This is a genomic window from Paenibacillus sp. UASWS1643 (genome assembly GCF_008693195.1).
GTDB classification, from domain to species: domain Bacteria; phylum Bacillota; class Bacilli; order Paenibacillales; family Paenibacillaceae; genus Paenibacillus; species Paenibacillus amylolyticus_B.
The window spans coordinates 14,630-37,839 of record NZ_VXKZ01000097.1; the positions used below are offsets into that span (position 1 = coordinate 14,630).

21 protein-coding genes are annotated in these 23,210 nt (G+C 45.4%); 6 read left to right on the top strand and 15 right to left on the bottom strand.

Translation table 11 applies throughout. The features are described from left to right. Positions 1–43 precede the first annotated feature (43 nt). Positions 44–2,152, bottom strand: coding sequence for a penicillin-binding protein PBP4(5) (gene pbp4 / locus FE296_RS05745; RefSeq protein ID WP_150364462.1), 2,109 nt, complete (start codon positions 2,150–2,152; stop codon positions 44–46). Positions 2,153–2,329: 177 nt separating this feature from the next. Between pbp4 and FE296_RS05750 the strand changes: the two genes are divergently transcribed. Beyond that, positions 2,330–2,734 carry a CBS domain-containing protein gene (locus FE296_RS05750; RefSeq protein WP_074093601.1) on the top strand — a complete coding sequence of 135 codons (405 nt, stop codon included), beginning with the start codon at positions 2,330–2,332 and terminating at the stop codon, positions 2,732–2,734. Positions 2,735–2,835: 101 nt separating this feature from the next. Here FE296_RS05750 and FE296_RS05755 read toward each other — a convergent pair whose 3' ends face one another. The 3 genes from FE296_RS05755 to FE296_RS05765 are packed head-to-tail and all read right to left on the bottom strand — an operon-like array spanning position 2,836 to position 4,224. Then, on the bottom strand, positions 2,836–3,276 hold the full coding sequence (locus FE296_RS05755) for a hypothetical protein (RefSeq protein WP_150364463.1): 441 nt from the start codon (positions 3,274–3,276) through the stop codon (positions 2,836–2,838). After that, positions 3,273–3,722, bottom strand: a complete 450-nt coding sequence (locus FE296_RS05760; protein WP_150364464.1) for a hypothetical protein — start codon at positions 3,720–3,722, stop codon at positions 3,273–3,275. Before FE296_RS05760 ends, FE296_RS05755 begins: the two co-directional genes overlap by 4 nt. Before the next feature lie 25 nt (positions 3,723–3,747). Then, complete coding sequence (locus tag FE296_RS05765; RefSeq protein ID WP_150364465.1) at positions 3,748–4,224, bottom strand: GyrI-like domain-containing protein; 477 nt, start codon at positions 4,222–4,224, stop codon at positions 3,748–3,750. Positions 4,225–4,566: 342 nt separating this feature from the next. On the opposite strand from FE296_RS05765, the gene FE296_RS05770 reads away from it, so the two are divergent. Then, positions 4,567–5,133, top strand: a complete 567-nt coding sequence (locus tag FE296_RS05770) for a hypothetical protein (protein ID WP_124118626.1) — start codon at positions 4,567–4,569, stop codon at positions 5,131–5,133. A gap of 241 nt (positions 5,134–5,374) precedes the next feature. Then, a complete protein-coding gene (locus tag FE296_RS05775; protein ID WP_190945048.1) occupies positions 5,375–7,615 on the top strand; it encodes an S-layer homology domain-containing protein in 2,241 nt (746 codons plus the stop codon). Between the two features lie 130 nt (positions 7,616–7,745). Here the strand turns inward: FE296_RS05775 and FE296_RS05780 are convergent, their stop codons facing one another. From FE296_RS05780 to FE296_RS05810, 6 genes are all read right to left on the bottom strand, one after another. Then, the gene (locus tag FE296_RS05780; protein WP_150364467.1) at positions 7,746–8,732 is read right to left on the bottom strand and encodes a phosphotransferase enzyme family protein; all 987 of its coding nucleotides are present in this window, start codon (positions 8,730–8,732) and stop codon (positions 7,746–7,748) included. A 403-nt stretch (positions 8,733–9,135) separates the two neighbouring features. Then, positions 9,136–9,624, bottom strand: a complete 489-nt coding sequence (locus FE296_RS05785; protein WP_190945050.1) for a hypothetical protein — start codon at positions 9,622–9,624, stop codon at positions 9,136–9,138. Positions 9,625–9,688: 64 nt separating this feature from the next. After that, positions 9,689–11,272: a glycosyltransferase family 39 protein gene (locus tag FE296_RS05790; RefSeq protein WP_150364469.1), complete on the bottom strand. Its 1,584-nt coding sequence runs from the start codon at positions 11,270–11,272 to the stop codon at positions 9,689–9,691. Between the two features lie 199 nt (positions 11,273–11,471). After that, on the bottom strand, positions 11,472–11,681 hold the full coding sequence (locus tag FE296_RS05795; RefSeq protein WP_036668302.1) for a helix-turn-helix domain-containing protein: 210 nt from the start codon (positions 11,679–11,681) through the stop codon (positions 11,472–11,474). A 435-nt stretch (positions 11,682–12,116) separates the two neighbouring features. Then, positions 12,117–12,503 carry an iron chaperone gene (locus tag FE296_RS05805; protein ID WP_124118620.1) on the bottom strand — a complete coding sequence of 129 codons (387 nt, stop codon included), beginning with the start codon at positions 12,501–12,503 and terminating at the stop codon, positions 12,117–12,119. 130 nt (positions 12,504–12,633) lie between these two features. Continuing rightward, positions 12,634–13,296 carry a M48 family metallopeptidase gene (locus FE296_RS05810; RefSeq protein ID WP_150364470.1) on the bottom strand — a complete coding sequence of 221 codons (663 nt, stop codon included), beginning with the start codon at positions 13,294–13,296 and terminating at the stop codon, positions 12,634–12,636. A 149-nt stretch (positions 13,297–13,445) separates the two neighbouring features. On the opposite strand from FE296_RS05810, the gene FE296_RS05815 reads away from it, so the two are divergent. Beyond that, entirely contained in the window at positions 13,446–14,201 is a 756-nt protein-coding gene (locus FE296_RS05815) for a GNAT family N-acetyltransferase (protein ID WP_150364471.1), read from the top strand. 186 nt (positions 14,202–14,387) lie between these two features. Here FE296_RS05815 and FE296_RS05820 read toward each other — a convergent pair whose 3' ends face one another. From FE296_RS05820 to FE296_RS05840, 5 genes are all read right to left on the bottom strand, one after another. Beyond that, entirely contained in the window at positions 14,388–16,766 is a 2,379-nt protein-coding gene (locus FE296_RS05820) for a GH36-type glycosyl hydrolase domain-containing protein (RefSeq protein WP_150364472.1), read from the bottom strand. Between the two features lie 129 nt (positions 16,767–16,895). Continuing rightward, positions 16,896–17,315, bottom strand: a complete 420-nt coding sequence (locus FE296_RS05825; protein WP_150364473.1) for an ester cyclase — start codon at positions 17,313–17,315, stop codon at positions 16,896–16,898. Positions 17,316–17,572: 257 nt separating this feature from the next. Further along, a complete protein-coding gene (locus tag FE296_RS05830; protein ID WP_150364474.1) occupies positions 17,573–18,568 on the bottom strand; it encodes a cysteine peptidase family C39 domain-containing protein in 996 nt (331 codons plus the stop codon). A gap of 253 nt (positions 18,569–18,821) precedes the next feature. Next, a complete protein-coding gene (locus FE296_RS05835; protein ID WP_124118614.1) occupies positions 18,822–19,724 on the bottom strand; it encodes an SDR family oxidoreductase in 903 nt (300 codons plus the stop codon). Positions 19,725–20,001: 277 nt separating this feature from the next. After that, on the bottom strand, positions 20,002–21,381 hold the full coding sequence (locus FE296_RS05840; RefSeq protein ID WP_150364475.1) for an amino acid permease: 1,380 nt from the start codon (positions 21,379–21,381) through the stop codon (positions 20,002–20,004). Positions 21,382–21,760: 379 nt separating this feature from the next. On the opposite strand from FE296_RS05840, the gene FE296_RS33895 reads away from it, so the two are divergent. After that, on the top strand, positions 21,761–22,126 hold the full coding sequence (locus FE296_RS33895) for a DUF6713 family protein (protein ID WP_150364476.1): 366 nt from the start codon (positions 21,761–21,763) through the stop codon (positions 22,124–22,126). A 72-nt stretch (positions 22,127–22,198) separates the two neighbouring features. Beyond that, the gene (locus FE296_RS05850; protein ID WP_150364477.1) at positions 22,199–23,191 is read left to right on the top strand and encodes a DUF4003 family protein; all 993 of its coding nucleotides are present in this window, start codon (positions 22,199–22,201) and stop codon (positions 23,189–23,191) included. The last annotated feature ends 19 nt before the right edge of the window (positions 23,192–23,210 follow it).

Consider the following 23,210-nt stretch of genomic DNA (forward strand, 5'->3'; position numbering starts at 1 on the left):
GTGTTTTTTTATTTATAACTTCTCTCTACGTTCTTCACACACTTTATTCTTCTGCAATGTTTTCCCCGTCTGGCATCTCGAGCTTCTCCAAGAAAGGCTTCAACTTATCTACGACATAGTGGCTTCCACCTCGGCCGTTCACCTCTTCAATCACAGCGGATAACAGGTAGGTCGGAGAATTCGTATCAAACACCACGAAAAATCCGTTTTCCTGTCCCTTCTCTCCCTTTTTTGCTTTCAGCTCGGCTGTTCCCGTCTTGCCCGCGAGTCCTCCAGGAATTGAATTCAAGGTGTGGGCCGTACCTCCCTGCCGGGAAACAACTTCTCCCAAAGCATCCTTAACCGTATTTGCGGCTTCCGGAGTAATGATTACCTCAGGGTCAGTGCTTTCTTTTCCCTCGATTAGAACAGGTTTCACCAGCTTCCCTTCATTAATAAAAGGTGTAAATGACGATGCCAGATGTATCGGGGACATTAACATCTCCCCTTGCCCGTAGGACGTATCAGCGAGTAATACCTCGGAAGACAGATCCAGATGTGCTTCATTGGCATATTGGCTTGGCTTCAGATACAGTTCATCCAGTCCAAAGTTATCACCAAAACCAAACTTCTGGATCCCATCAATAAACTTGGCGCTGCCCATCTCGATCGCTTCCATGGCAAAGTAAATATTGTCCGAGTACACTAGTGCATCGACCATATCTACTGGAGATAAACTCTTCACACGCTTGACATAATAACCGCCCCAGCTATCGTCTTTACGCCATTGCAAGCCAGAGATATCATGGGTTTTGTCCGCTGTAGTCACCTTCTCCATCAGTCCCGCTGCGGCTGTAATCGCTTTGAAGGTTGATCCTGGTGCATACCGGGTAGTGACTCTGTTGATAAAAGGAAGCTTCTCATTCGCCGAATAAGCATCCCACTCTGCCTGTGTAAGTCCTGTAACCATCTTGTTCGGGTTATAGGAAGGTGCGCTCACCAACGCCAGCAAGTTGCCGTCCGTCGGATTCATCAGAACCATCGCACCAGCGTCTCCACCACCGGACAATGTCTGATACAATTTCTTCTGTTGTTTGGAGCTAATCGTCAGTTGAACATTCTGTCCATCTACAGCATCCTTGCGAATAAGCTCAGAACGGGAGTTGCCGGATTCATCCGTAATTTCAATCAATCCACCACGTTCACCACGCAGCTGTTTCTCCATGGACTGCTCCAAACCCGCTTTGCCAATCCAATCCTCTGCGCGATAATAGCCTTCTGTATCCTTATCCAGATCTTCCTTGGTGGCTTTGCGCACGTAACCAATCAGGTGCGCAGCCGCATCGCCGAGTGGATAATAACGGATTTCCTTGCTCTGCATCGTAACCCCGCTCAAAGATTCTGGCACGTCAAACTCCACTGTTGAACCAATCGGGACAAAGTACTCCGGCTTCACCCATGTCTGTGCAAGCGCCTTGTGAATGGCATCTTCCGAAACCTGATAATGACTTGAGATTCTGGTAATCATCTGGTCCGGGTTATCACCAAGTTTCCCAGGTACAATGCCCCACTCGTTCATCGTGCCCTTGGTAGCCAGTGGCAAGCCATCACGATCCACAATGTCTCCACGCTCAGGGAACAGTGTCCTCACGCGTACCTTACTGCCCTTAATCATGTCATTCAGGATCAGCGAGGGCTGCCAGTTAATTTTCCAATTTTTGCTTCCATTTTCAAGCTCCTGCCGTACCAGTTTCAATGTATGCGTCTCACTGACTTCTCCCAAAAAAGTTGTCAGCTCAAGGTTATAATCCACCTCATATGTATCCGGGTTTTGTTTCTCCGCATCGGTCTTACTGTCATCGGCCGCCGTTTCGGCAACATCCACTGGCTTAACCTCCGCCTTGACGGTGGATACTTCCATGCCCGAATAGATCGCATTGTATTTTTCAACAAATTGTTCCTTGTTCATGCCCGACTCTTGCAGCGAAGCAGGTGTCATCAAGGTATACAGCTGATCAAACTCTTTTTTTTGCAGATGCTCTATGTACTGATTCACGGTAGTCTGGGGCTTGGCTTCTGTTTCTTTGTTATTCTGCATGTATAGATACATTCCGATTCCACCTGCAAACAAGATGGGCAGCAGTCCGTACATTAATTTACGTTTGGATTTCATGGTTACATCACCTCTAATATACACTATAGATTTCCAGCGCCATTTAAACAATGAAACAAATCTGACGAATTTATCATTAAAAATAGCCGAAAGCTCACATAATATGTTTAAATAAGGATAGTGAGATTACATACTAAAGCTTTTTTGCTATGCAAAAGGCTGAAAAGGAGCCCGATGATGGAAATCAGCTATTTTTTACTCCCCAAAGCCGAAGTGGCCTATATCAAGTCTACCGCTTCCATGAAAGATGCTATTGAGCAATTGGAATCGCACCACTACACCGCCATTCCCGTGATTGACCAGGATGGAAAATATGTTGCTACCCTGTCCGAAGGCGATTTGTTATGGAAAATGCGAAATACACCCGGATTGACTTTTGATACGATGGATCAAGTTCAAGTCCATGAGATTAACAATCGGGTATATAATGAATGTGTATTCATTGAGGCTGAAATGGAGGATATGCTGACACTTGCAGCAGACCAAAATTTTGTGCCTGTGGTGGATGTCGATCGTGTCTTCCTCGGTATTATCCGTCGTAAGGATATTATTGAATACTATACGCGTAACATTTCGGATTAGATGAAGTCGAACATTCCGTAATAATTGAAAGGGTACTCCTGTGGTCGTGTTTGGCCAAACCGGGGTACCCTTTTCGTTGCACGGTATCGTTGGAATTACCTCTACTTGCGCTTAGCCCGCTCTTCGTTGTAATAACTCAACACGTCCCTCGGGATTCCCTGAAATGCACGCTCTCTGCCGAACTCATACGCCTGATGCAGATACAAATACGCCTCGTCATGCTGTTCAAGTCTCATGCAGATCATGCCGAGATCGATCAATGGACTCGTATTTCTATCCGTACTCCGCGTATGTAACGATATCTCAGCCCACGGCTTCGCCAGTTCATATTGCTTCAGATCAATATGTGCATTCGCATGACAGGATGCGATCCAGCTTGCGATCTCCCATTCCATCTTTGGCTCGGGCAACATGCCCCATGCCTGATCATAATAGATGAGGGCTTGTTCATGCTGCTGCGTCTCGTCCAGTACATTACCGGCTTCTACGGTTTCAATAATCTGTCGCTCCAGTTCGGCATGTTCCGGTGTTAGCTCTTTCATTGCACCGTCTCCTCCTCCAGGACGAAATACCATTCCAGAAAAGCATTGAAATCAGCCCACTGCGGTTTGCTCTCGCCATTGAGAAACCGTTCGATGGATTCGCCCAGTTCCACCAGCACCACTTCTCCCGTCCGACGGTTGTAGAAAAATCCACCTTCACCTTCAAAACTGTCCATTGGAATATACGCCTCGGGAAGTCCCAGTGTAAGCTGTGCTACATTCATGTCTTCCATATATACGGTGTTCTCCATAAACCAGCAGATCTGATACAACTCCTGATGTCTACTGTAAAAAGTTGGTCCGTCCTCTGCATGTAAATAAAATTGTGCAAAATCCGACTGAAGATCAATTTCAAGCTTCCGTAATGCTTCTTCGTACGCTGCTGGAACATCTTCATGCCACCAGCCTTGCTCCTGGCAATGATCAATCACTTTGTTGGATAACATCGTCGGCCTCCTAATTCAATTTTGCTCACACAGATTTTACAGGTATCCAGACTTGGGGAGGTGTGCCGTGACCTCTGTATACTTCAAGTTCCGGAATCCCTGCATGCTTATATGAAGTGGAAGGAAACCACTCTGTCATAATATGGTGCCACAATCGTTGTATCGCCTCCGGTTCTAATCCATCGGCCTCAAATACAACCCAACGGGACGCGGGAAGTTCGATTGTCACCAAATCTTCAGGCACTTCACCTGAGTGAGAGGTAGCAATCCAATACTCCATTTGATTTTCATGCAGCTCTCGCTGATCTACACAGATGCCTACCAATCCGGGAATGGCTCCGTTATTGAACCCGTTTAAACGTTCCTCAATTCCGTCTGCCAAAGCATCCTGCCACATCTTAGGAATTCCTCTTAAATTCTCACCTTCCACACAAGAGAACGTTCGTTTGATGCCCACAAAGGTAAGGGACTGCTGTTCAATCACATGTTCATTCACATTCATTCGATGGACTCCTCCCCGAGAGCGATATGGAGCATGGTTCTCCATGACCCATTCATGAAAACATTGTTCCATATATGATATATACCTCCGATATGTCCTACAGTTACTGTATCAAAAGAATAGGTAGATTGGAAATAGCGCCAGTACTCCTGTTCATATGAAAAGAAAATTTACCTACCACTCGTTCCTGCTCAATATTGGGAGAATGAAATGCCGAGTTTGCCCCCGGCCTTCTTTTCCTTATTCTAGTGCAACATTATTCTTACTCGTTCGTCTAACTACTGACCAACAACGAAGGAGATGACTATGCGAATAACTTGCAGCCCCGGTTTCCCAGGAAGCATGATTGGATCGATTGATCTTCAGCCATCGAAATATTACAGTGCACCATCCATGAATAGCAAGATCACAGATTATGTTGACCCCGAACTCGTTACCATTCCCTATGTGGAAGATCCGGAATTCGGATCACACTTTGACGCCATGAAGGTCATGAACGGAACTTATAAAGATGAAATGCATGTGAGCTATGATGTGGAGTTTACGATTGATGTAGATAAAAAAGGTTATATTACGCAATTTGAACATACGTTCCAGCTGGAACGTTATCTGGATCTGGTTCGCACACAGTCCTATAAAGTGATCAAGACAAACTGGCGCGGACAAACATTTCACGTGATGACGTACAGTTACGTGGAGGAAGTCATTCATCCGAAAAATGTTCTTTTTAAATGTAACCTCGCAGAAGACGTTTTTGTGGTAGCTGAACTTGTCTCCAATCGCTCAGATGAAAGTGCGACTGAGCACGGTATCAGGGATCTGCATTTCCGTGCATTAATCTCGGCACGAGATGATCTGTACCCATTAGATTATATGTGTGAGCCTGATTTCGACCTGAGTCTCGACTAAAAAGCAGATACATATGTAGAAAGAGCATAGGCTGTCCCGTATCAGTGGGGCTGGCCTGTGCTCTTTTTTTTCCACAAATGAACCATCAGTTCTACTCATTCAAACACCCTCCTTCGCACGCCTGGCCTTATTGCTCCCTTGCCTGGCTCTAAGCAAAACCAGCTGTAATGTCGATGAATATACCATAATGCTGAACATGCAGATGTTCTTCGTACGTTCAGATATGAGAGGGGTTGGAAACATGGTTTACCGGAAAAATAAAATGCATTCACTGTTCACCCTGCCCTTGGCAGGGCTGCTGTTTCTGTTATGGGGTGCTCAAGCGGCACATGCGGAACAGGTCGACAGTTTGTTACCTGAGCGAAGTCAGCAGGAGATTGTCCAAAAGTGGAATCAGTGGATGAATGGCAATGATACATCTCCCCTGTATACAAAGACACCTTCGACAAGTGCTCCCTACTCTGCTGGTGTGGTAAGTGACGCCTATCTGGAACAAGGGCTGAACGCAGCGAACTTTTATCGTTTTATCACGGGGCTGCAGGGTGATCTTGTCCTTGATCCTACCTTGAATCGTCAAGCCCAGCATGGGGCTGTTGTGGTCTCCACAGGTGGATACCTGTCCCATTATCCAGAACAGCCAGGAGATATGCCAAAGGATTTCTTTGACACAGGTTCAAAGTCTGCCAGCAGCTCCAATCTGTACGTTACCAGCAGTGCCAAGAATAACGTCCTGACAAAAAGCATTCAGGCCTACATGAATGATTCGGATGCCTCCAATATTGATCGACTGGGTCACCGGCGCTGGATTTTGAGCCCACAACTGCAACGAATCGGATTTGGACTTGCCACTCGTAGTGAAGCAGGCAAGACATATGATCAGTACTATAGTGCCATGCAGGTATTTGATAAAAGCAGAACGGGGGGAACTTCGTTCAACTACAGCCTGTTCCCGAATCAAGGCGCTTTTCCAATCGAAGCCTTTGGCAGTACACAGGCCTGGTCTGTTCAACTGAATACAGATGTATTTGCAAAGCCATCACTGTCTGAGGTACAGGTCGAGATGACTCGGACTTCCGATCAACGTACGTGGACCTTTAACGCCGAGAATCAGAACACTGGCTTTCCAACCGGTTATTACAACGTGGACCCTGCGGATAAACAATGGTTTAATCAAGCCTATTTCAATGTAGAGACAGGTGGATATGGATATGGCTACGCCATCATCTTCCGTCCCGACGATGTGCAATTGTTAAAGAACGGCGATACGTTCAACATTCGAATTACCGGTCTGCAAAAGAAAAACGGTACAGCAGCGGAAATCTCATACGCCACACATTTCTTCCATGTGGACGGTGTTCAAGATACAACACTTACTCGTATAACGCCAGGGCAACCAAACCTGAACGTTCGAACTGGAGAACAGATTGATCTGCCTTCGATCACTGCTGTGAATGATAACGGAACATCCTATGTTCCACAGTCTAACGTTTCCTTCACCACCACGTCAGATCGCATTGCCATCAAGGATGGTAAAATCATTGGACTTCAGGCTGGTAAAGCCGAAATTCGGATTCGTTTTGAAGGGAAAGAAGCGGTTGTCTCTGTTACGGTAACGGGAATCCCCCAATTAACTGATATCCGCACACATTGGGCGAAAGATGCCATTCAATGGGCCGTTCAACAGGAGATGGTCAGTGGATACGAGGATGGAACGTTCAAACCCAACAATCAGGTGAGTGAAGCCGAATTCCTCTCCATGTTGTTTAAGCTGTATGCGAATTCCCATGTCATTCAGAGCATCGATGCTGCAGAGGGACAAGCTATCAAAGGAAACATCTGGAGTGATCGTTATTATACCTATGCTTCCGCGTTGAATCTGAATCTGGATGCCAGCAAACAGAATCCGAAGATGCGCAATCATGCCTTGAACCGAACAGAAGTAGCCTTAATCGTGGCGGGGCTTGGTGGTAAAAATTATACCCAGGATGAAGATGCCATCCGGTATCTGCTGAACATGGGATACTCTTCAGGCAAAACTGCAGCTACGGTGCAAGGTTATGCGGGACAAGAATCCTTGACCCGGGCAGAGGCCGTTGTTTTTCTCCAGAACCTGAAGGAAAAAGGCTTCGAACTATGGGGCAGACCGGAGAATGCCACTGAAGCTACCGAGAATGAAAAGAACGGCGGACTACCGGATCAGACCATGAAAGCAGTATATTCTGCCGATCACACACTGGTCCTTCAAGGTACGTTCCCGGCGTATGCCAACCAGACGATGCCGATCAAAATCCATGGTCCTTCGCCTGCTGTAGAGCACATCCAGACGCAGCAGGTTACCACAGATGCCTATGGCAATTTTAAACTAACGGTAAGTAACCTTGATGCGAAGGAACTTAACCTCTATGTGGACGTGCGCGAAGATTATTCCTACTGGATCAGTGTAGAAACAGGGCGTACTGCGATAAGTGATTATACCGAGTAACATGTAAAAACCAGCTTAGGAATTCTACATTGAATTCCCAGCTGGTTTGTTTTTTCTCGAAACATATTATTTTTGGTGTGAACATGACATATTTTTATGGAATTGAAGAAGCGTCTGGCTGCATTAGAAATTAAATCGGATGACCGAATTGCTCTGCCTTTTCTGTCATTATCCTCTCTAACCTCGCTCTTAGTCCGCTCATCCACTCCGGCTCATGTGACCACTGCTCTGCAACAGATCGAAGCATACGCACATAACCGTACAAGTTGGCAAAACGGCGACAAGCGGGGAACATACTCCCCAGATCATAACGTTCTCCCGCCTTGGACCAATACCCGTTCAGGAACAATTGCTTCTTCTGCTCCCATTGTTCAGGCTCGATCTCCTCACGTAAACTATCCAGACTCTGTTCCACGTCCATTGCGTACCAGTGATACATCGAGTCATCAAAATCAATGGCATAACAAGACTGGCTACCTTCATCATAGAAGACATTATCCAATTCAAAATCGTAGTGGATGAGTCCGAAATTTTGCTGGGTCATCGGCCAAGTCGCAAAATATGTTTGGAGAAACTCCACCTCGTTCAGAGCAGCCCTTTCACCAGGAAAACCCATCAGGATCTCCTGCATCCAATCCAAAACATCCGTATAGGTCCAGCGTTTCTCCCTCTGCTCAGGCATGAATGTACGTGATAAATGATGCAGCTCACCCAATGCCTGACCATAGCTGTACAGGATGGAGTCATTCAAATCAATACTTCCTAACTGTGATCCGGGGACTCGCTTGAATACGGAAGCATAGTACGTTCCCCATGGCGTATGAGCTTCTACAAGTTCTGTTCCTGAATGAGAAGGTACCACCTCCATGGCTCCATACTGATTCGTTCGAAGATAACGGAGGAACTCCAATTCCGCGCTAAGGTTGACTTGATTTTTTTCCTCTACCGGAGCAAATCGAAGTAATCTCACTTCCCCCTGATCTCTGAACGGATACACGGCATTGGAGGATATACGATAATACTGAAACATGTCCAGCGACTCAGGATCATATCTCCAATTCTTTAGAATCATCTCGGCAAGATTATTATTTTGAAATAAATATTTTAAATTTAACATGGGCATTTCTCCTTTTGGTCGTTTCATGGGTATTGCTTCTAGGCATCGAATGTCTATTTTTGCGCGCAAAAAGCCGCAGGCTATGCCTGCGGCTTTTAAAGATTCTGAGTGTATGAGAAATTTGCACAAGCAAATAAACCTCACATACGCCAGAAAAAATGAGCAGTTATATCCCTATATATCAGCAGATCTCAGATCGACTGGGAAACTGGATGTGTCCCACACTGTATCTGAATGATCTGCCGGAATTATTCAGTTTATGCTTACCTTCATTGTAGTAATAGAACATACCATCTTAGACCGTCGTTTCATGACGCTCACTCCCTTCAAAAAACCAGTTGTTACCATAATAGCCGATAAGCCAAATGTAAGCAATTACAAAATGCGATAATCCCATCATTTTTTACTGGACAACCATCACCCGTTTAACCGTCTCGGTGTTGTCCTTATACCACATCATCACGATGTTTTCTTTTTGAAGATCAGACACTTGAATGGACGAATTCGCACGTGGGCTGGAATTGCCCGAGCGCAGCGTTCCCATGCCTTCAGTGATAGCAACATCATCACCTATATTCAATTTCATCTCCAGTCCGGTATCCTTCCATTCCATACTTGGAGATGAGCTGTCCTGGACCTCAAGTAATGCCAGCGTAACTGTGTTTCCAGTCACCGAGATGACTCTGCCTGCAATGTCGGCACTCATTCCCCCCTGGAGCATGTCTCGACTGCCTGAACGGTCGTTCATGCCCGCCCCGTCTCTTCCACCTCTTGGTGTTCCTCCGTTCATGCCCAGACCGCCACCATTTGGCATGCCAAACCCGTTCATACCTTGCACAGAACCGGTGTTGGTAATATTCTGGGCGGTTATAACATCGCAAGCCGTCAGCATAACCAAGCATCCTAGCAACAGGAATAGCGTAACCGATGTGAAATATTGTTTTTTTCGCATATGATCACCTTTTTCTCAGGGAATATCTCTCCAGGGTACCTTTACGATGGAATATGCAGTCATACGTATCTTTGAACCCCATGTAGGACAGCACAACCAACATTGGATATACAGGGTAGATGTATCTGGACTTAATTTCCCAGAGAATATAAAACCCGATGAATCCGAGAATGACCAGGATTAAGGAAACTTCATCATATCGTTTACAACGAATTCCTCCGGCCAACCGGATGAAAATAAAACAGTACATCAAGAAATTCATCACATATACGATCCAGAGTAAACCAGTCCGATAAGCCGAATCCCCTTGCAACAGTTCTGTTATCGCATTGTTATAACTATAGGAGCCTGCGATTCCACCTCCCCTTCCTCTTCCGGCACCGATGGAACTTTCATTGCCGATTCCGTAGCGGTCCATCTGGTATGTCCCTTCGGTCCAGGTCCATATAATCTTTTTGTAATACATCTGCACCAATTCACTCGCACTTGCTTCAGACAGCTTGTTGCCAATCTCTTGTTTGAACAAATCTGCGCTTTCAGCCTTATTGTAGTTGGCCTGCCTCTGATAGATCTGATAACTCTCCATATTGTCCCAGAAGCCAAAACGCTCCAGATTAATGCCCATATTCAGCCACATATAGACCGGTGCCGCATTCTCTCCAACAGGTTCGCTCACTGCACCGGAGGATTGAAGAACCGCATTCTGAGTCCAGGTTGGTACATTAAACAACATACCTAGCACCCCGATGGAAATGATAACTTTCTTCATTCCGATGCTCCGCATATTCAACAGGATATACATAATGGCAGCGATTAGCACGATTACGCCGATGCTTCGGAAGTAATTGCCCAACGCGAGAAAAACAGCGGCAATGACAATTGTTTTCCAGGACTTTTCACGTACAAAACGGATTAAGAAGTATAGGCATGATGTCAGAAAAGCTGTGGCAATCACATCGTTATAGATCAGGTTGTTCAGGAACAGGGAAGGCAGGTACGTTGCTGCAAAGATCAACACACCGTAATCACGTTCCATGGATCTGTCATTCACTTGTTTATAAATAAGATAAATCATGAACGTTGTTAACGTTGAAAACAAAATATTAAATAGTTTGATGACCAGATAGTTATCCGGGAACAGGTACAGTAGTGTTTTCAGGTACAACACGATCGAGTAGTTAAACGGGAACATGTGCAGATAACCACCCGTTTCAAACGACGAGTAGTCTTGGTCGTACAGCATGTTCATGGCGAGTGAAAGAACGGTCTGTGAATCATCGGTGGGCACTCTCGGAAATACAAAAATGATGATGATCTGAATGACGAGAGAACATAACAGCACAATCGGAATAACAACCTTTGGGCTGTATTTGTTCAGTTTCAGACACAGAGCATATAACCCGACACCTGAACCAAGAAGCAAAAGAATGACCGGGAGAAAAACACTCCACTGCTGCATGCCCAAAATGGGATTGTCCCCATACAAGGCGTAGTTGTACTGTGCCCGAACCAACAAGGACGAGGCAATAAACACCGCAACCAACACGAGCAAAATGAGATAAAACGACTTATGCAGCACCTTAGACATGCGAAAACTCCTTTTCGATTACAGGATTCCGTGAGTATTATAATGGTTATGGCTGAAAAATCGCTGAAAGGGAGTAACGCTTGCAATCGGTGCAGATCAGTATGTGTATACAATCAGAAAAAGACCGTCCCTTCGATAAGGTAACGGTCTATAGGTCCATTCTTTTAGAAGTATATGGCCTTAAGCTAATTGTTGAAGATCACTTCTCGTCCTTAATAAACTCAATGATATCCTGGATCTCACAATCCAAAGCCTCACATATTCGATTCAGCGTATCGAACTTCACACCATCGGTTTCTTCATTATATAATTTGGCAATCCCATTTCTATGTAATCCGGTTAGTCGTGATAAATCAGCAATATTAATTCTTTTCTCACCCATAATACGAGATAAATGAACCTTGATCATACGAATTCTCCTCCTAACTAAAATGCACACTGTGATGTTGACAAAGGATGCCTTATTCTGTCCAATACACACAAATAGACCGCCCCCCTCGCAAAAGGATGCGGTCTATTGTTGATCATCTTTCTAAGCGGAGCCACCGCTTAAAAGCGGCTATTGCTCGGAGGATACGATACATTTCCTTATACTCATCCACATATAAAACTTCAATATAATTAAACCAATTAAGAAACGAACCGACAAAATCCTGAATGTCCAGACCCGGCATCTCATACGTCTCCGCTGTGTTCACCGAACCTATTGCTTCGTCAATCAATGTTACCTCTGATCGTAATCTACATGTTTCATGTATATGACTGGCTCATGTTGCTGTTCAAAATCAGCGATAACCGCTTCAATCTTGCTCAACTGAGCTGTGAGATCCGTTTTTACCATCTACTACTTCTTCTGCTTCTTCTCCCGAGCTTTTTCCACATTTTCTTTCACCCGAAACGCCACAATCCGGCGGATCAGATCCTCCGGCAATGGCTGATCCAGCGGAAACTGGACAGATCCCTTGGCCCCTTTATACATGGAGAGTTCCTCCTTGAAAGCCAGAATTCCACTGGGAGCAGGATAAAACCCGATATGATGCTGGTATGCGGCAAAATGAACCAGATTCCCGTACTGCGCATACGTGGGCATCTTATAGCTGATCTTCTCTTCGGCGTTCGGTGCCGACTCGCGAATAATCTGTCTTAACGCCTGTAATCTCACCTGTACATCGGGTGCAAACTCCGAGATATATTCATCTACCAGCACCGAATAATGGTTACTCTCAGCCATTTTGGACTCCTTCCACCACGGATATAGCAATGGTCTCGTGGTACGGGCATATTTGCTTATATTGTACTTCAAATGGACGAGCGGAACAGCTATTTTTCCTGCAATTTGAAATGTAGAATTAAGCCTGAAATCACAGCGTCATGGCCCGACCATTTCGCATCAGATAATCTTCTTTTGTTTTGTAATCCGGCATGATACTGCCAATCCGCCGCCAGAAGGAGCGATCATGATTCATGTGGTGAATATGGCAAAGTTCATGAATAATGACATAATCGATCACTTCCAGTGGCGCCATCGCCAGACGATAATTGAACGTCAGCTTTTTGTCCCAGCTGCAACTGCCCCATTTGGTGGGTGAATCTACGATCTCCACTGACTTCGGCTTCACCTTCAACTCCTGCTGATAGCGTCCGATGCGCTCCCCAATCATGCGTTTACACTCGGCAAAATAAAACTTCTTCAGATTCGCTCGCAGCTCCTCTTCTGTAAGTCCCTCTACAGGGATTAAGTCATGCAGTGCATGCTCCTTGCCAAAAAGCAAAAACTTCCCCTTGCCCTCATCTTCGTATTCCTTGGCTTGAGGACCGTCAAGCGCCCGCTGCATCAGAGCGGATTTCTTCAAAATCACATCCCCATGTTGCTCCACAAGTTGCCGGATCATGTCTTCACTGGTACCATTCGGTGCTTTGATTGTTACCATATAAGGTAAGTCCATCGTGATGGAAACTTTCTTGCGTTTGCCGTATTCAATATGACAGTTAATACTGTGATTATTTAATTCTATAGTTAACATAACGCGCTCCGCTTCTGAAGTTATTCTTTCAACCAAAATTGTATACCATCTCCGACTATAATGCATACTGTTTGGCGATATATCTATTCTTGTTGTATTTTTATACATTATTATGTATTATTATTTAATCATAAAGTCGGAGGTTGGATATGACGCATACCATAGATTCAGAATACAAAAGCATTGAAGAACTATCCCTTAATCACTGGCAGCCCTTGTCCACCTTACTGTATGACGGCTGGGTACTACGTTTTGCCAAAGGATATACCAAACGTGCCAACTCCATTCAACCGATCCACTACTCAACTCTGGATGTGCATGAAAAGATTGAGGAATGTGAGCGCATATATGCTTCCAATCAGTTAAATACCATATTCAAAATCACACCGTTTATTCAGCCGGATCATCTCGACCAGCTTTTGCAAGAAAAAGGGTATGGCGTTGTCGATCTGACCCGTGTCCAGACTCGGATTCTGGAAGAGATCAAAGAGCCTGTGCACCAAGCTGTACAGATCGACGAACAGTTGACCACAGCTTGGCTGGATCATTTTTGCCGATTGAATCAGGTGAATGATCTGCAACGGGGAACGATGGAATTAATGTTAGACAATATCCGGACAAAGGTAGGTTTCATCTCGCTGTTGATTGACGGGCAGGTCGTCGCTTGCGGGTTTGGTGTCATCGAACGTGGCTACATTGGATTATACGACATCATAACAGACGCTAACTTCCGGAATCGGGGACTTGCTGAACAGATGATCCTGCATCTATTGCATTGGGCTAAAAAACAAGGTGCTACGTCTAGTTATCTACAAGTCGTTGGGAATAATGTACCTGCGTTAAAGCTCTACGCGAAGCTGGGTTATTCCGAAATCTATAGCTATTGGTACAGAGTCAAAGAATAGAGTGTTTGCTAATCAAGCTTAGCTTGTGTATTCTTTCATCATATTCAGTCTGACAAACAGATTCATTCAAAACAACATCTTGAAAGCAAAAACTGCCCTCCTTCTATAAAGGAAAGGCAGTTTTTAATTTTTCTTAGTGATTGTCCAAAACTCTTCACACCGTTTATCAGCTACTCCGTACTCTTTCTACAAAGGCAGCTTCACCAGCACCTCATAATTCACGCCAGCTTGGATATTCTTGATGATGTCACCTTCTATACGTTCACCGTCAACATACACTTCAATCGTCCGGACTGTTGCATCCTTCTTCATGTTCACGTTCAGCTTAGCCCCGCGGAACAATCGCGTGACCGATGCCTCGTTCCAATCTTCTGGCAACTGCGGACGCACTTGAAGTCCTTGCGCGTGACCTTGCAGTCCAAACAATCCGTCAATCAGGCAGCGATAAATCCAAGGTACTGTGCCGGTGTTGAACAGATGACTGGAGCGCCCAGCTGTACGTGGGAATTGACGATAAGCTCCGCGATAATAATTCGGGATAAATACGGGTAGCTGACCCCGCTGGAGAGTATCCTCGCCATCAGGACCCGGAATCATTTTACGCAGCAAACGATACGCCTTCTCCTTCTCACCCACCAGGTACAATGCGTAAATATAGAACGCCGCCGCGTGATTGTACACGGCACCATTCTCCGCGCTTCCCGGATGTTTCTGCGTAACACGGCCTACATCTTCCCGCATCGCTGTGAAAGACGGCGCGAGCTTCTCGACACCATATGGCGTCTCCAATTGCTCCTCTACGGCACGGATTAACTTCTCCTGTTTATCCTGATCCGCAGCACCGCTCATAAGTGCCCAGCTCTGAGGATTGATATAGATGCGTCCTTCCACGTCTTTGCTTACGCCAAACACTACATTATCGTCCGTAATTCCGCGCGCATACCAATCCCCATCCCACAGATACTCATTTGCTACCACATTGGTCTGGTTGGCTTCCTGACGGAATTCCGCTGCAACCTCGGTATGCCCCGCCTGTTCAGCAAGATCTGCCCACACATTAAATGCATAAGCCGTTGCAATGGTCAGCCAGCCGGATACGCCTTTGCCTTTGTATCCCACCATGTTCATCGGATCACACCAGTCACCCTGATTGATATAGTTCAACCCACGCGCATCCCGCTCGTGGATCAACCAGCGCATCGCAAGATTCATATGTTCCAGTACGGAAACCTTCTGTTCACTGTCTGTAAAAGGAACCTGTTCCTCCAGAATGCTATAGTCATTTGTTTCATCCAGATAAGTCTTCATACAGACCGGAAGCCAGATACAGTGATCGGTATGAGGAATCTGGTTAATATATTTCAATTCTGCATCCGGGTGCAAAATAATTCCGTCCGGCATGGCGCCGCTAATATGCTGTTGTGACAATGCAGTCAGGAACGCAGCCCGCGCAATCTGCGGTTGAATGTAACTCATCCCCATATTATCCTGCAGATAATTCCGGGTCTGTGGATCGGTCGATAGACGGTTTGTTTTCCCGTGATAATACATCTGGCGAGGTAGCCAGTGATTCACGACATTATCTAGCCAGCTGTCCGGTGTCTCAATCTGGATGTTTCCTTGCCCTTCCGCAATATAATCCGCATACTCCTGCTCGGCTGCGGTGAAACCATCCTGTCCTGCCTCATTCTGCTTCACAAAATAATGCTGACGAATGCCTTCAATCTCTGTTTCATCATGAGCCGGGCCAAAGATAAATCGGTACGCCTGCTCAGCTCCAGCCTCCAGTTCTACTCTATATTGCAATACAGCCACAGGTGTCTCATAGCGGGCATCTCCACCAGCGAGTGTCTCCGACTGAAGGGCGGAAGGATTATGAAGTCCACCTTCGCCTTCAAAGCTCTCTTGATTCACTTCCCATGCGATCGGTTGATGATCTGCAAGCAGATAGGTTTTGTCACTATAGTTTTTGATTTTGCTATAGTCCTGATATTTCTGATACGGCGTAACCGCCGAGCAGACAATGCCCTGCAAATCTTCCACATATGAACCGGACTGGTTCATCCAGGACATATAACCGACCGTATAATACGGGTAGATACTCAGCTTGCGTTTTCTCGAAGACAGATTGGTTACCTTCACACGCCACAGCTCCATGACATCTTCCTTCGGCAGACGCAGGGACATCTCGATGCAAATGTCGTCCTGAATTACTTTCCAGTGAATATCGTGTTTGCCTACAGCGAACGTATAGCTATCCGCCTGCTTGCGAACTGGTTCATACGGGGCGGAGAAGATTTCGCCACTTACTTCATCTTTAATGTAGATAAACCGTCCCGGATGGTGGGCATAGTACGGCTGCTCCGGTTGCATAAACGTCTTGGCTTCCAGGTTGGGCGCATACGAGTATTTGGCAGGTTCGGGCTGCATGAATTGGGCCACCGCGTACCCCCGGCAATTCACATGAATCATCATCTTTTCATTCCAAAGGAATCCGGATGCCTTCGGTAAACTTGTCGGGCTGGTTAGTTCAACATATTGATTATCTTCCGTTGCTTTAATCATCACTGAACCTCACTTTCAGATTATCGAGTTAAAAGACAGAAAACGTTTTAGGTAACTTGTATACAACTCCGTTCATTATAACACGGGAACGCTTTCAAAGAACTGAAAACTAAAAAAGAGCTGAGAAACTCAGCTCTGATTACGTTCCAATTGTTTCTCGATGCCCAACCTGTCGATCTGTATCCAATACTCTGCAATTCGTTCGTTTTCCACTCGGTATACCGCACTCGCAATTTCAATCACCGGGAGGTTGGTTGGACTGTATCCGTCCACTTCGCCAATATGGGTACCTGTTTGTCTCCAGCGCACATAGACTTTATCACCTTGCGTCAGCATCTCTTGAATTTCGAGTGAAAATTCCCCGTAGGCTTCGATCATTTCTCGCACATGATCTGCATAATCGGAAGGTGTTCGGGTGACCGTGACCTCATCTTCGGATATTACTTGATGAGCCAGTACTTGTTCTTCCATCAGCCTGCCTGCATAATCAGGATTTCGGCCTGATCGGACCTCTTCAAAAAAGGTTCTCACAATCTGTTCTGCTTTCATCTGAGCCCCTCCAGTCTATTCAATTGTCCGCTTATATATAAATATGTAGTAATTCTTGTATTCTAACATGGAACACACGCTACAGAATTACATCTGTTCTATTGTTCTACAGGACTTAAACCCTATCCTCTCACCTGTGCCACGCTTGGCAGTTATGCCATTCTGGACCCGAAACCAGAGCAGAAGTAACTTAGTTACACAGGAATCCCCTTTGCTTTCCAACAAGCAAAGGGGATTTTTTGTATTATTAGATGACTTCAAGCCATTGATTTAACCTGTTGTAATCTGGTAATAAAAGAAGAAATAAATGCTTTCTCTTTCATGAGATTCTCTCGCAATCTCTCATTTATTTTATTTAGTGTACTTGCATCACGCGTTATATTGTATTTCAGAACTATATTTCTCAATTTAAAGTAGTCCTGTTTCAGAACAGTGCTTAATTCCATAAAGGTTGCATCTCGTTCGATGATTGATTTCTCCATTAAGTAAGATAAACGTAACTCCATTAGTAGCTTATGTTCATACAAAAGATGAAAGACTCGTGGATCCAATGCTTCTCCAACTAGGGCTGCCTGCTCAATGTCGGTAAAGATGCGTTGAATGACTTGCATTCCAAAATCGTATTTCTGATCTCTCACTAAGTCATATGTCTCGCTTGAGTTAAGATAGTTTTCCATCGCCGTTATAATCTGCTCCACATGTATTGCATAGTTAATATTCTGGATAGGCTTGAGAAATCTCACTTCTGTCCAAAAACTGTACTCATTAGACATGGTCCAGTAGCCTTTCTCAAGTTCATCCAGACTACATACGGTTTGTATGAATTTACCATCATCAAGATTATCAGCAATGTATATCAAATTTTGGTCCAGGTCATACCCGTACACCAATAATTCATGCATGAGATGTTCTTTCTGATAATAGTCTGTACACGCAATGTAGTATCTATCTGCATAAATATATAGATAATATCCCATATCTATCGCTTCCGTAATCACTTGCTTAAGTGATGTTCCCCATTTGCTAATTACAATTTCTTGTGGCAGGTTGTAAAAGGAAATTCCCGGACAGGTACTTAGCAGAAACTGATGAGAATCAAACGAAAAAATTCCCCATCCATGTGCATACCTGATTTGTATAAAGTTATTGAAAATCCATGGCCATAAATCTTCGTGCATAATGGATGTTAATGCCCCATATGATGTGTACGTGCTAATGACAGGGTCACCTAGTTTAAGTACATTCTTAGCCATTACAGAATTCCTCCTTCGATTCCTAGGCATAGTGTATTCATCTGAACAGATTCATTGTATAAGCAACGCACTCTCAAATCTGGGAGCGAAGATCATGTTCTTGAATATATTACCATGTACCTTTCCCGTTTTATATAAGAACGCTTTCATATATAAAAATATTTATTTCTCTCATCCTAACGAAAAAAAAGAGGATACCGCCCCCACTATGGAGATGGTATCCTCTGATACTATAATCGGATTATCTAACACCTTACGGACTAACCGTACCGCCATTTGCATTCAGTGTCTCGCCGCTCACATAGCTGGATTCCTGGCTTGCCAGGAACACAAATGCCGGAGCCATCTCGGCAGGTTGTCCTGCCCGACCAAGCGGTGTATTGGAGCCAAACTCGGCCAGCTTCTCGACTGGTTGTCCACCCACGACCTGGAGCGGTGTCCATACCGGTCCAGGTGCAACAACGTTGACACGTATCCCTTTGCTACCCACCTGTTGTGCCAGCGCTTTGCTGAACGTGTTAATGGATGCCTTCGTTGTCGCATAATCCAGCAGGATTGGCGAAGGTTTGTATGCCTGAATCGATGATGTGTTGATAATGGAGCTGCCCGGCTTCATGTGTTTTACAGCTGCTTTGCAGAGCCAGAACATGGAATAGACATTTGTTTTGAACGTCGCATCGAATTGCTCGGTAGTCAGATCCGCAATCTGCTCTACAAACTGCTGTTTACCTGCCACGTTAGCGAGGATATCAATCCCGCCAAGCTCTTTTACCGCAGATTCAATGAGTTCTTCACAGTATTTCTCATCCTTCAGGTCACCAGGCATCGTGATCGCTTTGCGACCGGCTTCCTCAATCAGCTTCACAACTTCCTGCGCATCTGCTTCCTCTTCGGGCAGATAGGCCAGAACGACATCCGCACCTTCACGGGCAAACGCAATCGCTGCCGCCCGTCCAATTCCGCTGTCGGCCCCGGTCACAACTGCTTTGCGTCCCGTTAAACGTCCGCTGCCTTTATAACTTTTCTCACCCGCATCGGGAACAGGGGTCATCTCACGCTGGAGCCCCGGCTCATCCTGTTGCTGTTTCCACTCCGGTGTAGCCTTCGGATATTGTGTCGTTGGGTCTTGCATGGTGTGCTGATCTTGATTAGCCATGTTCAATTCCTCCTTGGTTATTTATATTGATCAATACGATCACAGAAGTTGTTTTCTTAAATGTTGCACTCTTTCCTTTGTAACCGAGTTGGGCGTTATTTAAACTAAGCTAACCAGATTCCCTGACAACCGTCTATCATTGAATCTCCCCTAACCCCATACCATTTTAAGAAAAAAATGCACTCCCTGAATGACGCTGAATCACCCTCAGGTTCTCCAATCGTTTCAAGGAATGCATGGTTGATATTACAATATAAGTTGATTTTTGAATATTAGACTAGCGATCTTTTCCGCCATCTATCCGTTGTCTTTTTCCGATGCCAAATGCGAAGTAACCAGCCACCACGATGGCCATGAACGTAGCTCCAACAACCAGAGGCAAGCGAGTATCCGGGTTAAACGCCATACCGATGATGACGAGGATCAAATACACGATGATAATGTAATTGCTGATCGGGAACCATTTGGACTTGAAGTTATGATCCGCCATCTCGTTGCCCCAACGCTTTCTGAATCGGAACTGGCTGAACGCCAGTGCGAACCATGGAACCATGCCCGGAAGAACACTTGCACTGTAGATGTACAGGAACAATTTGGAGTCCGGCATCAGGTAGTTCAGCACAACCCCAATCAGCAGCAAGGAGATTGTGATGACGATACTGTTTCGGGGAACCCCGCCTTTAGACAGCTTTTTGAAAAAGGCAGGTGCCTGCCCATTCTCAGCCAGTGTGTATAACATCCGTCCTGCACTGTAGATCCCGCTGTTGCATCCAGACATGGCCGCCGTGAGTACCACAAAGTTAATGATCCCCGCTGCAGCAACAATACCAACTTTGGCAAAGGTGAGCACAAACGGGCTTCCCGTCTCGCCTACCTCGTTCCAAGGGTACAGGGTTACGATAACAAATATAGCTCCAACGTAGAAAATAAGAATACGCCACACGATATTTTTGATCGCTTTACGCAAGGTGTATTTCGGATTCTCCGCTTCGCCTGCTGTAATACCGACCATCTCCACCCCTTGATACGCAGCCGTTACGATACACAGTGCAAATAGGAAACCTTTGATGCCTCCAGGGAAGAATCCGCCATGACTGAACAGATTCGACAGCCCGATTGGCTGTCCTCCGTTCCCCCAGCCGAAGAAGATGAGCCCGGTTCCGATCACGATCATGGCTACAATAGCCGTCACCTTGATCATCGCAAACCAGAATTCAAATTCCCCATAGAACTTCACCGCCGCCAGATTTGCCGCCGCAATGATCAGCACCCCAGCAAGTGCCGGCAGCCACTGCGGAATATCCGGGAACCAATACCCGACATAGATGCCAATCGCCGTAACTTCCGCCATACCCACTGTAACCCACAGGAACCAATAGCTCCAGGCTGTCAGAAATCCGGCAAGCGGACTAATATATTTGTGAGCAAATGTTGCAAACGAACCCGTGACCGGCTCTTGAATCAACATTTCCCCCATAATGCGCATGACAAAAAAGATAACGATACCAGCCAATAAATAAGCCAGCAGCACGGATGGTCCCGCCCATTTGATCGTACTTGCCGATCCCATGAACAGACCAACGCCGATTGTACCTCCGAGTGCAATCAGCTCTACATGGCGGGGCTTTAGCCCTCTAGATAGTTGCTTTGATTCCAAACGATTCTCCCCTTTTCTTGTGTGCAGCTTCCTGATGTAATTTTTTAAATTTCACATACACATTAACGCAATGCAGAATTACTTCACCAAATTGTACGAGATGTGCCGCAGAAATACAACAAGGAATGTGAGGAAACGGATTCACTGCACATATAGGTATAGGATAACCGCTTAAAGAATATGGCAGACAGTTCAATAAACAATTCACTGTAGCGTTGTGTAAGCAAAGTGACAGAGACTTTCTTATACATGACTCCACAGGGAGGCTACTGGAACCCCCAAATGACAACTCACGTATTGTATATTTGGGTCGCTATACCGTAAGTGACTTGTTCGCTATTGACCTGCTTTTATAAAATTGAATAATAGGAGACTTTACATGCCTGACTTTTTACTGGTTTTATTTTTGTTTAACCTGTCTCTCTTTCTACTTCACGAAATGGATGCCATCAGGCGGTCCGAGTGGAAATTGTTTATGGTATTAAAAGATATGAAAGATGATAAAGCCTACATGTATTTCACATGGATTCACTTGCCGATGTACACCATCATCCTCTCTCTTCTTTTTAGCTCATATCAGACCATTACATTTTGGGTGCTGGATATCTTTTTCATCATACATACCGTATTACACTTCTTCTTCGAAAAACATCCTCGAAATGAATTTAAAAACGGGTTCTCCAGATCATTAATCTACCCTATGGGAATAATCGCTTTAATTCATTTGATATTCCTAATTATCTAATCTGTTTACACCGACGGAATGAAGGAAGCTGGAAGGGTATTGTAGAATAACAGTGAATATGGAGGTGCGCCTATGCAGCAACATCATGCAGAACGAGTTGAATTATTTGTTTCCAACACCCAGATCATCAAGAAGTCGTTCAAATGGCAACATGCGATGATGCACCGTCTGGCTGCCCTGCTCTATGCAGCGGAGAATAAAACAGCAGATGGGGAAGCTATTCGTCAAAGCCATGAGTTGATTAAGCAAAATACAAAACTCTTCTCTGCATTCAGAGGTAATTCGGCCATTAGCATTGCTGCCATGCTCTCCCTTACAACGGATGAAGAGACAAAGCTGGCAGATACCCTGCATGTCTATGATTTGATGAAAGAGATCAAATTCCGCAACTCTGATTATCTGGTTATTGCCGCCTATCAGATCGCTACTCAGACATCACCTGACCAGTTTCAACCTACGGTGGAGCGGGCCAAATCATTTTATGACGGCATGAAAGCAGAGCATCGTTTCCTCACTGGACAGGATGACTACATTTTCGCTGCCATGTTAGCCCTTTCCGATCTCGACGTAGATACCGGTGTGGCACGTATGGAACAACTTTATGGGGAATTAAAACCGGAGTTCTCTTCCAGAAACAGTGTGCAGGCGTTAACACAGGTCCTGGTTCTTGGAGAAGATGTCCCGGATGCAGGGGCTCGAGTGATTGCCTTAAATGAAGCTTTTCGCAAAAGGGATCTCCGAATGGATAAAACGTATACATTACCCTCTCTTGGGATACTTTCTCTACTGCCTTCGGACAGAGACTCATTAGTGGATGAAGTCGCGGAAACAAATGACTGGTTACGGACTCAAAAAGGCTTCGGCGCCTGGTCAATCGACAAACAGGAGTTGCTCCTGTTCTCGTCTGCTCTGGTAGCCATACAACATGTAGAGGATCTGCGCAACGGTGTTCTAACCACAACCATCTCAACCAGCATCACAAACATTATTATTGCCCAGCAGGCCGCCATGGCCGCAGCTGCCGGAGCATCGGCTGCTGCCGCTTCTTCATCATCATCCAACTAATAAGTGCCCCTGTTACCTT